The 18,988-nt window shown below is 39.6% G+C and carries 15 protein-coding genes; 5 read left to right on the forward strand and 10 right to left on the reverse strand.

Annotated features, from left to right (window positions below; genetic code table 11):
• Window positions 1-122: 122 nt before the first annotated feature.
• On the reverse strand, window positions 123-1,904 hold the full coding sequence (locus R3E32_24410) for an ABC transporter substrate-binding protein (GenBank protein MEZ4887893.1): 1,782 nt from the start codon (window positions 1,902-1,904) through the stop codon (window positions 123-125).
• A 115-nt stretch (window positions 1,905-2,019) separates the two neighbouring features.
• Between R3E32_24410 and R3E32_24415 the strand changes: the two genes are divergently transcribed.
• From R3E32_24415 to R3E32_24425, 3 genes are all read left to right on the forward strand, one after another.
• Window positions 2,020-3,579 (forward strand): GNAT family N-acyltransferase, encoded by a 1,560-nt coding sequence (locus tag R3E32_24415; protein ID MEZ4887894.1) that lies wholly within the window; start codon window positions 2,020-2,022, stop codon window positions 3,577-3,579.
• Window positions 3,580-3,782: 203 nt separating this feature from the next.
• Window positions 3,783-5,594 (forward strand): translational GTPase TypA, encoded by a 1,812-nt coding sequence (gene typA, locus R3E32_24420; protein ID MEZ4887895.1) that lies wholly within the window; start codon window positions 3,783-3,785, stop codon window positions 5,592-5,594.
• Between the two features lie 488 nt (window positions 5,595-6,082).
• Window positions 6,083-7,336 carry an ATP-binding protein gene (locus tag R3E32_24425; GenBank protein ID MEZ4887896.1) on the forward strand — a complete coding sequence of 418 codons (1,254 nt, stop codon included), beginning with the start codon at window positions 6,083-6,085 and terminating at the stop codon, window positions 7,334-7,336.
• Window positions 7,337-7,470: 134 nt separating this feature from the next.
• Here the strand turns inward: R3E32_24425 and R3E32_24430 are convergent, their stop codons facing one another.
• Window positions 7,471-9,186 carry a FlgD immunoglobulin-like domain containing protein gene (locus tag R3E32_24430; GenBank protein ID MEZ4887897.1) on the reverse strand — a complete coding sequence of 572 codons (1,716 nt, stop codon included), beginning with the start codon at window positions 9,184-9,186 and terminating at the stop codon, window positions 7,471-7,473.
• Window positions 9,187-9,230: 44 nt separating this feature from the next.
• Window positions 9,231-10,184, reverse strand: coding sequence for an ASPIC/UnbV domain-containing protein (locus R3E32_24435; protein MEZ4887898.1), 954 nt, complete (start codon window positions 10,182-10,184; stop codon window positions 9,231-9,233).
• A 76-nt stretch (window positions 10,185-10,260) separates the two neighbouring features.
• Here R3E32_24435 and R3E32_24440 point away from each other — a divergent pair, with 76 nt between their 5' ends.
• Both R3E32_24440 and R3E32_24445 read left to right on the forward strand, forming a co-directional pair.
• Window positions 10,261-10,821, forward strand: coding sequence for an ISAs1 family transposase (locus R3E32_24440; GenBank protein MEZ4887899.1), 561 nt, complete (start codon window positions 10,261-10,263; stop codon window positions 10,819-10,821).
• Window positions 10,791-11,384: an ISAs1 family transposase gene (locus tag R3E32_24445; protein ID MEZ4887900.1), complete on the forward strand. Its 594-nt coding sequence runs from the start codon at window positions 10,791-10,793 to the stop codon at window positions 11,382-11,384. Before R3E32_24440 ends, R3E32_24445 begins: the two co-directional genes overlap by 31 nt.
• Here the strand turns inward: R3E32_24445 and R3E32_24450 are convergent.
• From R3E32_24450 to R3E32_24480, 7 genes are all read right to left on the reverse strand, one after another.
• Complete coding sequence (locus R3E32_24450; protein ID MEZ4887901.1) at window positions 11,379-12,296, reverse strand: VCBS repeat-containing protein; 918 nt, start codon at window positions 12,294-12,296, stop codon at window positions 11,379-11,381. The genes R3E32_24445 and R3E32_24450 overlap by 6 nt on opposite strands.
• 418 nt (window positions 12,297-12,714) lie before the next feature.
• Window positions 12,715-13,341 carry a hypothetical protein gene (locus R3E32_24455; protein MEZ4887902.1) on the reverse strand — a complete coding sequence of 209 codons (627 nt, stop codon included), beginning with the start codon at window positions 13,339-13,341 and terminating at the stop codon, window positions 12,715-12,717.
• Between the two features lie 45 nt (window positions 13,342-13,386).
• Window positions 13,387-14,412, reverse strand: coding sequence for an RHS repeat-associated core domain-containing protein (locus R3E32_24460; GenBank protein ID MEZ4887903.1), 1,026 nt, complete (start codon window positions 14,410-14,412; stop codon window positions 13,387-13,389).
• A gap of 250 nt (window positions 14,413-14,662) precedes the next feature.
• The gene (locus R3E32_24465) at window positions 14,663-14,887 is read right to left on the reverse strand and encodes a VCBS repeat-containing protein (GenBank protein MEZ4887904.1); all 225 of its coding nucleotides are present in this window, start codon (window positions 14,885-14,887) and stop codon (window positions 14,663-14,665) included.
• 33 nt (window positions 14,888-14,920) lie between these two features.
• The gene (locus R3E32_24470; protein ID MEZ4887905.1) at window positions 14,921-15,298 is read right to left on the reverse strand and encodes a hypothetical protein; all 378 of its coding nucleotides are present in this window, start codon (window positions 15,296-15,298) and stop codon (window positions 14,921-14,923) included.
• A gap of 52 nt (window positions 15,299-15,350) precedes the next feature.
• The gene (locus R3E32_24475; protein MEZ4887906.1) at window positions 15,351-16,373 is read right to left on the reverse strand and encodes an RHS repeat-associated core domain-containing protein; all 1,023 of its coding nucleotides are present in this window, start codon (window positions 16,371-16,373) and stop codon (window positions 15,351-15,353) included.
• Window positions 16,374-16,514: 141 nt separating this feature from the next.
• Window positions 16,515-18,950, reverse strand: a complete 2,436-nt coding sequence (locus R3E32_24480) for a TonB-dependent receptor (protein ID MEZ4887907.1) — start codon at window positions 18,948-18,950, stop codon at window positions 16,515-16,517.
• Window positions 18,951-18,988: the final 38 nt, after the last annotated feature.

Genomic DNA, 18,988 nt, shown 5'->3' on the forward strand with positions numbered 1-18,988 from the left:
AAGGCAGAAAGACTTTTGAAGTTTTCTTTTGAGAATCTACTGATTTTCAAACATTCCGTCTCTTTCAGAATAAACTCCAAAAATCTAAATCGGGAGATTATCTTATTGGCAATCCTTGACAATCACTTTGCTGCAACTTTGTCACTATCAGGAACAAAATGCGTTGATCTTAGGTTGCGGTATTCCATTGCATTTTGCGGAAAATTCCGAACATACGGTTGCAGCAAACGGCGGTCTTTGTTGTAATAAATAGGCAAAAGCGGCGCATCATTGATTGCCGTTTGGTTAGCTTGTTGGTAGAGTTCCATTCGTTTTGCATCATCGACTGTTCGTAGAGCCTCTTCAAAAAGCTTGTCAAAAGTCTCACTGCGGTAGCGGAACGTATTGAGGTATTCAGTGCCTTCACTTGGGTCTTCGGGAAGGTGTGCACCCCACAATAAGTTCAAGAAATTTTCAGGATCGGGATAATCTGCAATCCATCCTGCACGCCAAAGATTGAACTTACCCGCTTCTGTATTTTCCAAGTGTTGAGCAAAAGGCATTTTTATGATGTCAATGTCAATATTGAGCGTTTCCGAAATCATCTTTTGGATTGCTTCTGCCACTTGTTCGTTGCGAGTTCCACCGCTATTGATTTGAAGCGTTGCCTTTGGGAATCCCTTTCCATTCGGAAAACCTGCTTCGCCCAACAATCGGCGCGCTTTGTCGGGATTGTACTCATAACCCTTAACCTTCGTTGCATCATAATTGGCAAAAGAAGGAGGGACAATGCCATAATTACCAGGAACACCCGCACCCTTCAAGGTGAAATCCACAATCTTTTGACGGTCAATGGCATAACAAAATGCTTGACGTGCCAGTTTGTTTTTGAACATTTCACCCGTATTCAAAAAACCGTAATATTCCACACTCATAGCTGCTTTCTCTTGAAACTGAAACTGTGAATACTCTGCCGTCAATTTTCCATTCCTATCCACAATCTCATCCGATAGCTGCAAAGGCAAACGGTAAACCATGTCAATATTGCCGTTTTTAAACTCCAACATGCCCGCCATCTGATCTTTGATAAACGAAAAGCGAATGCCATCTAGATAAGGCAATTGATTGCCATTTTCATCCATACCCCAGTAGTTTGGATTCTTCAATAAGATTACTGCCTCATCTTCCGAAAGGCGTTTGAGGTAAAAAGGCCCCGTTCCGACCGTTTTACTCCGCATATCCAAACCGTATTTTTCTACTGCTTCTTGTGGAAACACATAACCAAAAGGCATCGCCAAAATGTGTAAAAAACTACTAAAAGGTTTTTGAAGGCTAATTTGTATCGTATAATCGTCTATCACTTTCACCCCTTCAACGCCTCCTTCGGGCTGTTGTCCTTTTTCAGTAGCCTCATGTTGCTTTTCTGCGCCAATGATGCGGTCTTTCACAAAGTCATAACCCTTATTATCTGTTGCGTAACTGCACAAACGGTCCAAACAATACTTAACATCCCTTGCAGTCACTTCTCGTCCTTTTCCACCTTCAAAACATTCATCATTGTGGAATTTGACTCCCTTGCGAATCGTGAAAGTATATTGAGTAGCATCTTCATTGACCGTCCAACTTTCTGCAATGGCAGGTTCGATTGTCAAGGTTTCCTGATTGAGCATCACCAAACCTTCATAGATTTGATTCGCAATCCGATGACCAACAACTTCTCCAATGTTAAGCGGATACAAACTCCTCAAATATTCATCTTCGTTCATCCGAAAAATTCCTCCGTAATAAACGCCACCTGTTGCTGCGGTGAGCTTGGCATTGGCTTTTTCGCCAGTGTTATTGCCGCTGTTATTGTCACTACCACAGGCAGAAAGCAAGATAAAAACAATCAGTAGAGGAAACAGAAGTTTGCTTAATTGGTTCATAATATATATTGTTGATAATTTTATTGTTTCAAAACCTAATGAATAACACAAATATAGTTCATTTTTTGGAGAGTAGTAAAAACACAATTGTCCATTAGCAGCAAAATAAACGAGTGTGGGCTGTGAAAAAGTGCTTATCAATTGTTTATTTTGTTGCCAGAAAGTACTCAATCATTCTCAAAACCCTACTGCTATCAAACAACTACCTACACACATTGCAGCCTCTCAAATCGCTCAACAGCTTCAATTGGAGGTGAATGACTACGAAATCAAGCATTTGCCTAAAAATGAATCTTTTATAGCCATTGTAAATGCCCTGCCTGACCATCTCGAAATATTGGTACTTCACCGATTGTTGGCTGATTTTGAGGGAGAAATAAAAATTACTTCTCTCGCCAAAGCTCTGGTTAAGGATTTGGAAGACCAGTTTTCTCAGTCAAAAGACCGTACAACTGCTCATGTTATTGTGAATGATTTGCTGACCCAAAAATGGAAAACCCCCAAAAAGTACCATCAAAGCAAACGGTTTACCCAGATTATTCGAGAAGCAAAATTGGGAATCGTGCCTATACATTTGAGGCTAAAACCATCTGTGCAAGAAGAAATAAATACACCTCTTGTGTCATTGAGAATAGGTAGATTGATAAAAGTGAAAGAACAGGAAAAGTTTGAAAAAGGGCGAGATTTTCGGCAATTTATTCGCTCCAAAATTATTGCCTTGCGCTCTTCATTGGAGATGAAGCAGCTATATCTCAATCCTTTAGATCCCTCAAGTCCCAAAGCTGAAATTGTTCCTCCGATTGCAGCGAAATTACTAGAACAAGACATTGCTAATATCAAACCAAAAGGCTTGCTAACTACTCGTGGAGATTACGAAGTGTTGATTGCCAACGTCAATGATATTCCAAATGTACTCCAAGAAATCGGACGTTTGCGGGAGATTACCTTTCGGGCGGTGGGAGAGGGAACAGGGAATAGCCGTGACTTGGATGAATACGATTTGTATTACAAACAGTTGATTATCTGGGACAACAAAAATAAACGCATTGTAGGCGGTTATCGAATTGGAGAAGGAGATTACATTTTTGAAAAGTTCGGCATTGAAGGCTTTTATATCCACAGTTTATTTAAAATCAAAAAAGGATTCTTCCCTATCCTACAAAAATCTATTGAGTTAGGCCGTTCATACCTTGTGCCTGAATACCAAAAAGAACGATTGCCTTTATTTTTGTTGTGGAAAGGCATTTTGTATTTTTTGCTTCAAAATCCTCAATATCAATATATCTATGGGCCTGTGAGCATCAGTAAATATTACTCCAATATTTCTAAAAGCCTGATTGTCGCTTTTGTGAAGAAGTTTTACTTCAACAAGCAATTGGCTAAATACCTGAAACCCCGTAAACCCTTCAAAGTGAAAACGAAGGAAATAGACCTCAAAGCTTTGATGCGAAACTTCAATGGCGAACTGCAAAATCTCGATAACTTCGTAGAAGATATTGAACCAGAACACTTTAAGATTCCTGTTTTGTTCAAGCAATATGTCAAACAAAACGCTCGATTCATCAGCTTCAATGTGGACCCAAATTTTTCGGATGTTTTGGATGGGTTTATGATATTGGCTATCAAGGATATTCCTGCCTCAACTTTGGAGGCATTGAAGCAGGAAAAGGTTTGACTGAGGGAGGAAAGTCGTGATTTGTGGGAGAGAAAACGGAAGTTTTCAAAACTTCCGTTTTCTGTGTGTGAAACTAAACTTAACAATTTGATTTTAAACTACCATACAACTTTAAAGCAAAAAAGCGTACCTTTGCGCCCCGATTGGAGTAACAAAACAGAAGTTACAACTTCTAAACAATACAATATCAAATTATTAGCATTATGCAGCTTAGAAATATTGCGATTATTGCCCACGTAGATCACGGGAAAACGACTCTCGTAGATAAAATGCTTATCACTGGGCATCTTTTTGAAGCACACGAAAAGGTGGGCGAACTGATTATGGACAGCAATGATTTGGAGCGAGAAAGAGGTATCACCATTCTCTCTAAAAACGCTTCGGTACGCTACAAAGATTACAAAATCAACATTATTGACACACCTGGTCACGCCGACTTTGGAGGTGAGGTGGAGCGTGTGTTGAACATGGCAGATGGGGTTTTGCTTTTGGTGGATGCTTTTGAAGGGCCGATGCCGCAAACTCGATTTGTACTACAAAAAGCATTGGAATTGGGATTGAAGCCAATTGTGGTTATCAACAAGGTGGACAAAGAAAACTGCCGTCCTGATGAGGTGCATGATGCGGTATTTGAATTGATGTTCAATTTGGACGCTACAGAAGAGCAGTTGGATTTTCCTACCGTTTATGGTTCTGCAAAACACAATTGGATGGCAGAAGATTGGATGGAGCCAACGGACAATATCAACTATTTGTTGGATGCTATTGTAGAGCATATTCCTGCCCCAAAAGTGGGTGAAGGAACAACTCAAATGCAAATTACTTCTTTGGACCACTCTCCATACATTGGTCGTATTGCGATTGGACGTATAGAAAGAGGAACAATTGAAGCGAATCAGCCTATCAATTTGGTGAAGCGAGATGGTAGTTTGCAGCGTTCAAGGGTCAAAGAATTGTATGTTTTTGAAGGTCTTGGCAAGAAAAAAACAGATAAAATTGAAGCGGGTGAAATTGGCGCAGTAGTTGGTATTGAAGGATTTGAGATTGGAGATACCATTGCAGATTTTGAAAATCCAGAAGGATTGCCACCGATTACCATTGACGAGCCTACGATGAGTATGTTGTTTACCATCAACAATTCTCCGTTTTTTGGTAAAGAAGGTAAATTTGTGACTTCTCGACATATCAAGGATAGATTGGACAAAGAACTGGAAAAAAACTTGGCTTTGCAGGTAAAAGATACTGGTTCTGCTGACTCTTTTATGGTGTATGGTCGAGGTGTTTTGCACTTGTCTGTGTTGATCGAAACGATGCGTCGTGAAGGGTATGAGTTGCAGATTGGTCAGCCTCAGGTATTGATAAAAGAAATTGATGGCAAAAAATGTGAACCGATTGAAGAATTGACCATTGATTTGCCCGAAAAAGTATCGGGAACTGCTATTAACATGGTGAACCAAAGAAAAGGAGAGATGTTGGCGATGAACCTCAAAGGTGATAGAACGATTTTGGAGTTTACAATTCCTTCAAGGGGGATCATTGGATTGAGAAATGAAATGCTAACTGCAACAGCTGGTGAGGCAATCATGTCGCATCGCTTCAAAGAGTATGCGCCATGGAAAGGCGATATTCCTTCTCGTATCAATGGTTCGATGATTTCGGGCGAAACAGGTACGGTCATTCCTTATGCGCTTGACAAGCTGCAAGATAGAGGTAAGTTTTTTGTAGATCCTGGTGAAAATGTTTACACGGGTCAAGTGGTTGGCGAACATTCACGTGGCAATGATTTGGTGGTGAAAGTAAACAAAACCAAAAAATTGTCCAACGTTCGTGCATCGGGTTCGGATGACAAAGCCAAGATTGCTCCTGCCATTAAGTTTTCATTGGAAGAAGCACTTGAATACATTCAGGAGGATGAATATGTAGAAGTTACACCTCAATCTATTCGTTTGAGAAAAGTCTATTTGGACGAGAACGAAAGAAAAAGGTTCGGAAAGAAGATTTTAGTAGAAGGATAGATTCGAAGTTACAAGGTAATAATTGCAATACATAAGATGCAGTGCATAATATGCTATGAAGGAGATTGGATTCAATTTATTTGGTCCAATCTCTTTTTTTTGTAAAAGTTTTGTATAATTTTGATCTTCTTAGCAAAACATTCTAAATTTATTAATTTAGGTATGTTATTTGTTATATTGAGTTTTCGGGTTTATCCCATTTTATATTTGGTGTTTTCTTCAATAAGCAGCGATTAACAATGATTCTTCAATAGTAAAGACAACTACTTATCCTAATTGCCTAATATCCTACAATCCTCTTACTCAAAAAATGTCTATATTGTTGAATTTGTTATGTGTGTTTATGCTGCGAAAAGTCGAGTAAGAATATGAGTCATTGGAAAAGCAATATACCGGACTATTTTCTAGAGGGCTATGAGTCTCTTTCTTTGGAAGTACAAAAAAAGTCACGTTATATATTTTTTACATCCATTATGATGATTGTTGTCATGGCAATCTCCATCCCACTTCATATTTATGAAGCAAGCGGAATTTACAAATACATAGGCGATTTAGTTGGAATAATTGGCGGTTTTATTGCGCTTTATTTTATCCGCCACAAAAGGGTAGATATTTCTGCTTATGCATTGGTTTTTAGCACATTGATATTGATAGTGATTCACAATATTGTCAATGATTATCTTTCCCCAGAAAAATTTCATTATCTGCGCTTATATGTCACTCTTTCTCAACTTTTTCTCATTTACCTGCTATTGGGTTTGTTTGCCTTCAAAAGAGAACACATTGGATCCTACATTTTAGCCGCCTTGATGGTATTAGGGGTTCATTTTGCAGTAATTGTAGTTAAGTCCTACGGTGGTTTTGCGAATGTACTGCCCGAGATGTGGGTAGCGTATATTGTTGGCAATATTGGGGTGATTGGCTGTGGGTATGTATCGTATTTGATTTTTGCCTTGTCAGAAGCACTCATTGAAGTAGCTGAAAAAGAGGCAGATGCTGCTAAGCAACAAAATGAAGAATTGGAGAACATCGTAACGGCACGTACAGTTGAACTGCAGCATACCAACGAAGACCTCCGACAGTTTGCGTATGTGGCTTCGCATGACCTCAAAGAACCTCTGCGAATGGTCAGCAGTTTTTTAGGCTTGATTGAAAAACGCTTGAATGGCAAGGTGAAGGAAGACCAAGAATTGAAGGAGTTTATCAACTATGCGGTGGATGGTACTCAGCGAATGGATGTCTTGATCAATGATTTGCTTGCATTTTCTCGTGTGAATACCCGCAAAAAACCTTTTGAAAAGGTGAATCTCAATGAGGTATTGGATGTGGTCAAAATCAACTTGAAGGTCAATATAGAAGAAACGAATGCGGTCGTAAATGTCAAAAAACTTCCAACGGTGAAAGCGGATCTCAATCAAATGATTCAACTCTTTCAAAACCTGATTTCGAATGCCATCAAATACCGAGATAAAAATATGATTCCTATCATCAATGTTTTTTGTGAGAAAGTAGATGGGAACTATGAGATAAGGGTTTCGGACAATGGTATAGGAATTGCGCCTGAATACCACGAACGCATTTTTCAGGTGTTTCAACGTTTGCACAACCGCACAGAATACGAAGGAACGGGTGTGGGACTGGCAATTTGTAAACGGATTGTGGATCGGCACGGTGGAACTATTGGCGTTGATTCAAAAGTGGGAGAGGGGAGTACGTTTGTGTTTACCTTGCCGAGAGGTTAGTAGTGATTGGTGACTTGTTTCTAAAACTATTAACTGTCCATTTTTTGTGTGAAAAACAAGCCACCGTTTATGTAGTTTTTGCTGTAATATTCTATCAGCATTAACATTCTCCTCAATCCTTCAAACCCATCACCTCACTCCTTCAAATACACCACCTTTTCTGTCACTACTTGATTGCCTATCTGCAATTGACAAAAATAAGTGCCAAAAGGAACACTTAAACCCTGTCTATTTCTGCCATCCCACTGCAATTGGTGTTGCCCTGCAGATTGGTTTTCTTCGGCTGCCAAATGGGCTACCAACATTCCTGCGGTGTTGTATATTTTTGCAGAAACTTTGGAGGCTTGAGGTAGTGTATATTGAAGGCTGATGGATTCAGAAAAAGGATTTGGATAGGCGGTTATGCTCTTATTTTGAAGCGAAACCGTTGGCACATCCACCGTATTTGACAAAGATTCTACTGCGTCAATGGCCAATTGTAGGTGACCAGTGCTTGGACAAGGGTAAGCGTTTTGTGGACGTGTCCAATAAATAGCGACATTGATTTCTTGTGTTTTTCCAACCTGTAAATCCACTGGGCCCGAACTCATCACAAACCTTCTATCCGAAGGAACACTGTTGACCGAACACTCCGACCACTCTGTGGGATTCGAAGGGTCGCCATCATAGGCAAACCTTGTTGCCTCAGTTCCGCCATACCCATTGCCTCCCTTGGTCAAAGGAGTGCCGTCATTCCAAAGTCCTTGTAAATATCGATAGAAGCCAATCGGTTGAGTAGGAAAACCCCTTATTCCTTCATTCAACTCCATATACAATAAGGAAGTCATACCCAAATCTTCTCCAATTTCGTTTGTCAAGCCATTCAGAAAACGGACACCTATAAGCGGTGGAGTATTCCCATAGTCACCATCAAAAGAATCTGCATTGTAGAAAAATCCTGTATTCAATTCGGGAATGCTTCCGAGATAGTCGTCGTCATATTGTCCCAAATCGGAATCCACATATAAGCCAACGTAGAAATCTCGGAACGAGTTTTGAGCAGCGCGAATCTTGTATTTGTAAAAAGTAGTGTTGTTCACCGCCTCTGTCGTACTCGCAAAAGAGTAGGCCAAACAACTTACTTCTACTCCTAGTGGTTCTGTTCCAGAGAAGGTGTGTTCATTGCCGATATCGTTCATGATCCACCAAGTCATTTCGGTAGGATAAAAATCTGAAATATTGCTATCCAATACAGGATAGTCTCCTTTTGTCGGGTCGTAAATTTTGTCTCCATCTGCATCCCAAAAAGGGGCCAAGTCCTTGTTGGCTGGAAGAGTAAATGAATCAAAATGAGGGTTGTTTCTAGCGGGCCATCGCAGAACATCGGTGGGAATGGACGAAGCGGGCAAAGTACCGCCTGCATCCGCTAAGTCTGCTCTGAATTTGTTGATGTCAAATGATTTAACATGGAACAATTGGTCATAATCGTTGCAGACATCTGTGTTCAAACCTCCCATTGCCTGTGTTTCGTCAATGGGGCCCGCCCAAAAATCACTCCCTTCAACACTGTAAGTGCTAGCCGCCAACTTCAAATTTCCGCCCAAATCTTTCGCACCTATCCACAAGCCTATTGAATACATAGAATGTTTTCCTGAACCTTTGGGAACTTCATAGCCAGAAGCAAAAGAAATAGGATCAAAGAACAAGGAGCCTGAATTGTAAATCCTTGCATTGACATTGTTGGAGCGCATTTCAAGATTGGATAAAGGAGAATTGCAGTCCGCAGTTTGGGCAGAAAGTTGTTGGTTGCGACAAAAAGTGCTTGCCATCATCAATAACAATAGAATCACAAGAGTTTTAAGAGTTGTCATAAATTGGTTGGTTTAGTTCTTAAGATAATGAGATATTATGTATTTCAATCACGAATATACACAATTTTTTGAACAACCAAACGATTTTCTACCTGCAATTGGCAAAAATAGGTACCAAAAGGAACACTCAAGCCTTTTGCATTTTTTCCGTTCCACTGCAATTCGTGCTGCCCTGCCGACTGTTCTTTTGAAGTGAGCAAATCAGCCACCAAAATCCCTGCTGCATTGTATATTTTTGCCGAAACGTTGGCGGTGTTTGGCAATTGGTATTGAATCGTAAGGTTTTGGCTGAAAGGATTGGGGAAGGTTTGGACTTGAAAATAAGCGGCTTCAACGCTCGTCAATGCAGTGGTTTCAGATGCTTCAATAATGTGAATGTGTTGGTTGGTTTTGCCGTCAAAAATGCCTTCTTCGCTCGGCAATACTGTTTGTACTTTTCCGCCAGGCCATACGACTTCAATTTTATCTATCTCGCTATGGTTCGCCAAGCCAAAATGTGCCGTAGTGCTGCTGTGTGATAAATGGCTGCTGCCGCTATCTATTTCCCGCACAAAGGTCTGTGCACCGACCGTTAGCCGAACTTTTGCGCCATAGCCATCTCTGTTGCTTTCTGTGCCTTCCAAACTGACTTTCAACCAATTCCCATCAGCAGCATCGTTTCGATACAACAAAAAATGGTCTTGGGCAATGCGTGGGTCTTGTCTTTTGAATTGGGTGTGATTGGCGATGTTGGCAACCAAAATGTCTAAGTCACCATCGTTGTCGTAGTCGCCTACTGCCATGCCTCTTGCGATGTCGGTATTGTCTAAGCCCACTGCTGCACCGATTTCTGTGAAACTGCCATTGCCATTGTTTTGGTAGAGGCGGTTGGGAATTTCGTAGTCGTTTTTGTCTTTGAGTTCGATGGCGGGAATGTAGCCGTTGGCAACGAATAGGTCGAGGTGGGTATTATGGTTGAAGTCGAAGAAGGCGGTGCCCCAGCTTATATCGTTTTGCACTCGAACCTCCCCCTGCCCCCCTCCAAAGGGCAGGGCTAATCAGTTCTGAAAAAGTTGTATATTTGACAAAAAGAATATGGCAAAGAGTTTATATGAAGCATTCGCAGAAGTAAAAGACACTCGAAATTCAAGTGGTCTTCGTCACCCATTACAACCTTTTTTAACAATGGTTACATTAGGCATTATGAGTGGTCGGAATGCGTATCAAGAATTAGCTAAATTTTTCAAAGGCAACCAAAAAGAATTGGTTGAATTATTTAATTTAAAGCATGGTGTTCCAGGTTATACGCAAACGAGGACAATTCTGCGAGATATAGATTACGATTCACTTTGTAAAGCATTTACGGGTTGGGCACTCCAATTTATTCCTCTTGAAGAAGGAGATTGGGTAAGTGGAGATGGAAAAGGACTCAACTCCACTGTGACCAATTGTCATAACTCTAAACAAAATTTCATCTCTATGGTCAGCTTCTTTGCACAAAAAACAGGTACAGTCTTAGCTGTTAAACGCTATGAAAATGGCAAAGCAGCAGAAATGACCATGTTGCAAGATTTATTGTCGCAATTGAAAGGAAAAGGAGTAATTATCACCTTAGATGCCCTACATTGCCAAAAAAAACAGTTGCCACCATCATAGAAGATGAAAATGGCTATTGCATACAAGTCAAACGAAATCAACGGAATCTATACAAACAAATAAAAATTAACATAGATTCCAACAAACCTATAAGTACACATTTTTCAAAAGAGAAAAATAGAGGTCGCACAGAAAATAGACTGGTTGAAATTTATGATGATATTACAGGTATAAGCCCTGAGTGGATTGGTCTTCAACGCATTATTCATGTACACCGATATGGTTATCGCCCTCAAAAGGACAAGAAAAAAGATGGACATTTTGATGAGCATCATTATTACATATTAAGTAAAGATACCGATGATGCAAAACAAGTAGCCCAAGGAATTAGAGCGCATTGGCATATTGAAAATAGATTACACTATGTCAAAGATGTTGTTCAGAATGAAGATAAGTCCAATATCAAAGGAGGATATGCAATTGAAAATCTTTCGCTTTTGAAAAATGGAGTTATCAATACATTCAGAATGAATGGTTTACAATCCATAAAGGAAGCCAATATTATTTTTGCCAACAAAATTAAAGAACTTTTCGGTATGCTTCAAGCACACTCATATTCATAAAAAATAGAACTGATTAGCCCTGCCTCCAAAGGGGGAATTTCCCTTGGCGAGAAAACCGAAATTTCCAAAATTTCGGTTTTCTGCTGTATGTATCGGATTCTCTCCCATATTGCTCATAGAATAATCCAAAAAACCATCGTTGTTGTAGTCGCCCACTGCAATGCCCATGCCATAGCTATTGGTGTTGATGGCAGCGGCTTGACTGACATCCGTAAAGCTGATGTCGGGGTAGTTGTTGCGGTAGAGGACGTGGGATTGTCCTTTTTTGCCGAAGTCGTTGGCGACCAAGATATCGAGGTCGTTGTCATTGTCGAAGTCGGTGAAGGTGCAGGCGAGGGTGCAGCCTGTGTTGTTTACGCCCATTGCTTCGCCTACTTCGGTGAGTTGGGGCAATCCGTTTGCATCGTTGCCTTGATTGAGGTAGAGGAGGTTGGCGTATCCTGTGTTTTGGAAGCCTTCTTCGGCTGTCCAATGGGCTTGTTCGATGTAATTGCCGAGGTAGAGATCGAGTCGTCCGTCGAGGTTGTAGTCGCCAAAACTCGCTGCCATTGTGAAGGTGTTTTGGGTCAGTCCGATTTGTTCGCCTACTTCGGTGAAGGTGCCGTTGCCTTGATTCAGAAAGAATAGGTTGCGGCTGCCTGCTAAGTTTCTGCGGCGGCTGTGCAGACTGCTTGCATCTTCCCAAGTGCTGACAAAGAGGTCGGTGAATCCATCGCCATTGAGGTCGCCTGTAATCACGCCCATCGTGCGAAACTGTTCGGTGATGCCCAATCCTGCGGATAGACCGACTTCTTCAAAAGTGCCGTCGCCTCTGTTGTGGTACAGGTGATCAACGCCATTGCTGCCCGTTGTTGCATAAATGTCCAACCAACCGTCGCCATCGTAGTCGAAAAAGGCTGCTCCTCCTCCCAAATATTGTTTGCCTTCGTGTAGGACTTCAATGCCTATGGATTGGCTGACCTCGGTGAAGGTTTGGGCGTGTGCCAGTTGTAGAGAGAGGAATAGTAAGTAGTGCTTGAACGAAAACCCTCAATCATTTGACTATCAAAATATAACTAATTGTTTAAACGAACGAACTTTTTGCCTATATTTCACGAAGATTCTATATTCTTGTAATAACTTGTTCCTAATTCATTAGGAATTTATTGAAGGTATTGGTATTCCTAAAAATCCAAAAAAGTTCAAATAATTTTTTGCATCCAATAGTTTGACTGTGAACTTCTTGTAAGAATCCGTTCAGGCACTAAGTAGGTGGAAATGAGTATTGTTGTTGTATTGGTTTTCATTTTTTTAATTTTAGGGTGAAAATTAAATTAGTGTTCATAATCAATTATAACTTCACTGTGCCTTCAAGAATTTCTTTTATGCTTTTACTTTGGATTTTTTCTTTCCATTCAGTGAAGTCCTTAGGGATTAGTATAGTGGCGTTAAAATCATACTTTCCTGCATACATATACCCACTGTTTTGTTTTACTCCACTGATTCTTATCTCCCCTTGAAAACTCTCTAATAAAGGCTTATCTTTATCAAATCCAGCTATGTAAATTTCTAATTTTAAGTTTTGGTTTATAGTATAATAGAAGAGATTTTTTTGAAAATCTCCAGCCGACTTAGTGAATTTATATTCATCAAATATGATAGATTGACCACAAAGCATTGGAGGATTAAACTGTATGTTAAACATTCCAATATAATCATACTTTTCGAGATGATTTCTTATTCTTTTTAACCATTCTTGGTTTTGCATATACTCACACGGGAAATCATTTTTCCAGTCCATTTTATATGATTCTAAATTCACATCTGTTAGTACAGTCATCGTATCTATCAAAGCTAAGTGATAATCTAAAAATTCCTTTTCATTAAGAATATTATTGTTATCTTTTATACCTCTATTACTTAGATAAAGTAGACTTAATGCAGTTATAACTAATATTATTTTATAATTAATAAACATAGTGTAATTATTTTTATTAAATAATATGTTTTGAACTAAAAGTTTTTAATCACCTCTAAACTTACTCATGTCTCTTCCAGATGAGTGTTTTACTATAACTCCAAGCGGTTTTTGTGCTCCAGGATAACCCAAGTCTGACTGTTTGAACTCTATATAAACGTCATAATCTTGTGAGCCTAATTCAAAACTTTCTTCTAATCCTTCCACTTCTATTTCTAAATGAGGTGTAGCATCTCCCCAATCATCGTAATCTTTCAATTTGACCGTTATAGAAAATTTTAGAATCTTAGGTTCTCCCTTTAAAACAACGTTATAATCCATTGTATATGATACTCCTCCTTTTAATCCACCAGCAATTTCTTTTTCGTATTTGACATATGCTGCAAGTTTTCCAAGATTAATTTCACCTGGGGCTGCTCCAATCGAGAAGTCCCCTTCAAAAACTGTATTTGGAATTTGAAAAAGTGTACCTAATCCAGTTACACTTAGTTTTCCGCTTCCTCTGAATGGTTTAGAGCCAACCTCCATTTGTTTTTCAGCAATGGCATAATTACCATCTTCATGCAATATTACAGGAATATTTATGTCAAAACCTACTACTTTACTTTCTCCTGTATAGTTTGGAGAAATAAATCCTGCTTCTGAAGGAGCTGTGGTTATCCAAGAAGGAAATATTAATTGTTCAACCTTATAAAACGTCTGTTTTATTCTTACTTTCATAGTAATATAAAAACGAGAATCACCTGGGCTTTTCCCATCAGGATCCACAAAAATCACAGGATTCCCCAACACATAATTGTAATCACTCCAACTCGGATAATCCGCCGCCAAAGGATCCAAACTCAAAAACCGCCCAGCATCTGCATCGTAGAGTCTCGCCCCTCGGTAGTCGAAGTTGGTTTCGAAGTCTCTTTGGTGTTGAGTGGTTTGGTAGCGTTCTTGTGGGTCGAAGTCGTTGGGGTACCATTCACGGAGGGTTTTGCCGTAGGGGAAGTAGTCGTGTAGGTGTTGGAGGACATAGTTCCGCTCAACCGTTGTCAAAGTTTGCAACTGTACCGATTTCTTCAGCATTCTTGATTGACAAGGTTTCGCTGAACTGTCCAAGTTGTTGAAAGAATGATATGTGATTTTTTTGGTCAAATGCTTATTGTTGAATGGTTTTAGAAAAAGGCAACTCCTCCTCCCAAATATTGCTTGCCTTTGTGTAGGACTTCAATGCCTATGGATTGGCTAATGGTTTTGAACAGGAACTGCTAGATGTAAAAGAACCTCATATAACGTGAACCCACTTTTCAAAACATAGCCAAGTAAGCAGTTCCTTTCAATCTAGGAGTTCCTGTTCACACTGCCTGCCCGTTGTTGCATAAATGTCCAACCATCCATCTCCATCGTAGTCGAAAAAGGCAACTCCACCTCCCAAATATTGCTTGCCTTCGTGTAGGACTTCTATGCCTATGGATTGGCTGACCTCGGTGAAGGTTTGGGCGTGGGATTGAGAAACAAGAAAGAATAGGTATAATAGTATTGTTATTGTTTTGGTTTTCATAAAGTATTTATTTTGTAGTTACTAAGTGGAAAATTATTGAAATAGAGGAGGAATGATATTTTTCTGTATAACAATAGTGTCTTCTGATATATAGAATAGAATCCAATTCACTGTAAGCAATTGAAAATCTATTGATTTACTAAGGTTTAAATCTTTACACTGGATGGTAAGATTATAATTACCTATTACTTTCCGAAAATTTTCTTCTTCAGGAAAAATATTATATTCAATTTTTTTATTAATTATTTTTTTACCATCTAGAAAAATATTTGTTGAAATACCTTCTTGCAATTCTGTCTCATTTAATACATAGATATTCAAATTACCTCCCTCAACCATAACCCAAACTATTTGCCATGTTCCAAAAAGGAAAATTACTAAAAAAAATATAAGTACAATTGATTTCTTCATTTGTTATATGTGTTTAATTATACGACAAATTAAATAATGGTGTATTTGATTGTTAGTTAGTATCAATGTCTAATCGTTCTTTATTTTTTCTTATCCTTGACTCAGTTCCTAAGTTGTTACCATTCTTTATTCCAGGCGCCAAAGAAAAAAATCGAGTTGCGTGTACTTTTTTTTGATTTTCTATAGCATCTGTTTCAGTATTAGGACCTCCATAGAAGGTGTTTCCACCTCTATTTAGCCTCCCTGTTCTTATCATCATTCTCGTATGCATCAGCTGTTTTTTAGTAATTTTATTACCACGTAAAAACGCATATCCTTGAGTCATTAAATTTGATCCTCTGTAATTACCAGATCTATGTGTTAAACCAAATAAATGTCCTATCTCGTGAGCCATTGATCTTTCACCTTCTTCCCCGTAATTGGTATCGTACCAACCTTCAAAATACTTCGCATCTCCAAATGCAACCATTCCTCCAATTTTATTTGACATTGCAGGTACTTTCCAAGATTTCCCATCAGCTAAAACAAGTAAATGATCACTGCTCTCAACATCTTCCATACTTTCAACTATACTAAAATCAAAATCAACCTGAATATCTACACCTCCAACATCTTCACCTCTAAAAGAAGATTCGACCATATTTTTAATTTCTGTTAGTGCTTGTTCCATATCTACATCAGTACTTGAATAATTCATGAATTTTCCTGTTATTTTAATAGTTACAAGGTCTCGTCCATTTATTCCTCCTCCCTTTTGTACAATTTCTTCAATCCACTTTCCTTCTGGATCAACAAAAATCAAGGGATTATTAGCTACATAAACATAATCTGAAAGTGTAGGATATTTTTTTGCCAAAGGATCCAAACTCAAAAATCGTCCAGCATCCGCATCATACAACCTCGCCCCTCGGTGGTCGAAGTTGGTCTCGAAGTCTCTTTGGTGTTGAGTCGTTTGGTAGCGTTCCTGTGGGTCGAATTCGTTGGGGTACCATTCACGTAGGGTTTTGCCGTAGGGGAAGTAGTCGTGTAGGTGTTGGAGGAGGAAGTGCCGCTCAACCGTTGTCAAAGTTTGCAACTATACCGATTTCTTCGGCATCCTTGATTGACAAGGTTTCGCTGAACTGTCCAATTGCCTTATATCTTTAATCTTTCGTCCAAAGTCTAAAACTGACATTGAAGTGTCTTTTTTATTTATTACTTATTGTGATTCACATAATTAATTCCCGCTTCCTACCCTTCCTGCCTCTTCTTCAATACCCGTTTTGCGCTTACGAGATTTTACATTTTGATTACCGAAGTTGTAGCTAAGGCTAAGGCTGCCACGGCGACTGTCCCAATTTCCGCCCCCTGCGGATACCAAACCATCAAATCGAGAAATACCGTCCCAACCCGTTTCGAAAAAAACATCGTCAAAACTCAATCGAGCATTCAGTTTGTCATTGAAGAATTTCTTTTGCAAACCAAAGTTCAAACTCCAACTTGTTTCGTATTCAAATACACCTCCCCAGATTCCAGGGCCTGAAAACCAGCCCGATATTTCACCTTTGAAGCCTGCGGGTAAATCGAAGGTATGTTGTTGGTAAATTGAGTAGGTAAATGCCTGTAGGTCAACTATTGCCCCTTCTCCATAATCGGCTTGATTGTCAATGTGAGAAGCACTGAAATTGAAGTAAGCATTCCATTTTTTGGTGATTTGCGCTGGCGCACTCGCATTGAAGCTAACCACTGTTTTTTCGGCTAAGTTGTCCCAAGTGATGAAGTTCGCTCTCGGATCATTTTCGTCTGGACCAATCAAACGGGTGATTTGGTCAATTGTGCGGCTGTATCCCAATTTGAAGTTGTAGCGGTAGTTCATTGTATATCCCAGCTCCAAATTGTTCACAATTTCTGGACGCAAAAAAGGATTCCCTTTTTCATAAGAGATTTGACTCAATTGGTTGTTGAAGGGGTTCAATACATTATAGTCGGGGCGATTGATTCGGCGACCGTAGTTCAGTGCCAAACTGTGCTTAGGAGCAACTTGCCATGTCAAGCCTGCACTTGGAAACCAGCTAAGATAGTCCAATACTACAGGAGGCTCTTGTAGTTCAGGTAAAAAAGCTTCCAAATTTCCCATTGCATCGGTTTGTTCAGCCCTCAATCCCGCCGAAAGATTCCACTTGTCATTCAGTTTTCGGGCATAATTGATATAACCCGCATATACTTTTTCATCATATTTGAAGAAATTGGAGCGTTGATTGTTTTGAATAAAATCTCCATTTTCTTCGTCAAAAACCAAAAAGGTATTTTCAGAAACCACTTGACTTAATTTAGAACCAATACCGACTGTACCGCCCAACATTTCTTCCTCGTAGTCCACTTTCAGTGTGTAAATATCAATATCCGTAGGCATATCGAAGCGATTGATTACCTCAGTTAAAACAACCACTTCATTGGCATCGAAATATTGATTGGGTTGATAACGATCGCTTTCATTCCCGTATTTGCCATAGTCCAAATCCACATTTAGGCTGCGTCCTTCTCCATTGTCAAAGCGGTAGTTGATATTGTACGAATTTTGTGTTCGATCATTTGTCGAAACGTTGTTGGCAACCAAAATACTATCTATTTGGGTAGGCGTGGATTCGAGTCCAATCGCAATACGGTTGGTATTCAAGCCTAATCCTGTGGAAGTCATCCCACTCACCAAAAAACCAAGCGTGTGGTTTTTGTGAAGGAAAAAATCAGTTCCAAGACGGTAATTGTAATTGTCCCAGTTATGGCGGGTCGTATTTTTTTCGAGTAATTGGATGCCATTTTGATAACTTTCAAAGTGCATATCGTTGAAGCTTTTGCCGTCTGCCAAACCAATCGTTCCGAAAACGTTGAAGTTTTTATTGCGGTAATTACCACTTCCGTTGAGATTGCCTTTAGCATAGCGTCCTTGACTGAAAGTAGCACTGATAGAGCCATTTGCGCCTAGATTTTTGTCTTTCTTCAATCGTATGTCAATGATACCCGCATTGCCTTCTGCCTCGTACTTTGCACCGGGATTGGTGACAATTTCGATGCGGTCAATTTGGTCAGCGGGAAGATTTTGTAGATAATTGGTGAGCTCTGCTCCTGCCAATGGTAGCCGTTTGCCGTCCACATAGAGGAGTACGCCCGAACGTCCCAAAACAGTGATATTGTCGTTGTTGTCGACCATTACTGCCGGAGCTTTTCGCAGCAAAGAGATACCGTCTGAGCCAGTGCTGTTGATAGTTCCACTAACATTGAAGATGGTTCTATCGGGTTTGGTTTCCACCATTACCCTTGAAGCTGTTACGGTAGTTTCTTGCAGTTTGACTGATGCTGGTTCAAAAGCCAAAATGCCTAAATCGAGGTCTTGGTTTTCGGCTAGTACAATACCCGTTTTCTTCAAATCGGATAATCCTACATAAGTGGCTTGCAGGTAATAATTGCCTGCTTTTATACCTTTTAAGTGGAAAATTCCCGTTTCGTTGGAAGTTTCTACTTTCGCTAAAGTGCTGTCAGAACTGGTATATAAAGCAACGGCTGCAAAAATCAATGCTTCGCCTTTGTCGTCCTGCAATTGTCCTTTGATACTAGCAGCATGGGTTTGGCTGCAAAAACTGAATAAAATAAGCGAAAGGGTAACAAAAACTTTCATAGCTTGATATTTTAGAATGAAGTATATTTTGGTATAAA

The organism is Chitinophagales bacterium (genome assembly GCA_041392475.1).
Lineage (GTDB): Bacteria > Bacteroidota > Bacteroidia > Chitinophagales > UBA2359 > JAUHXA01.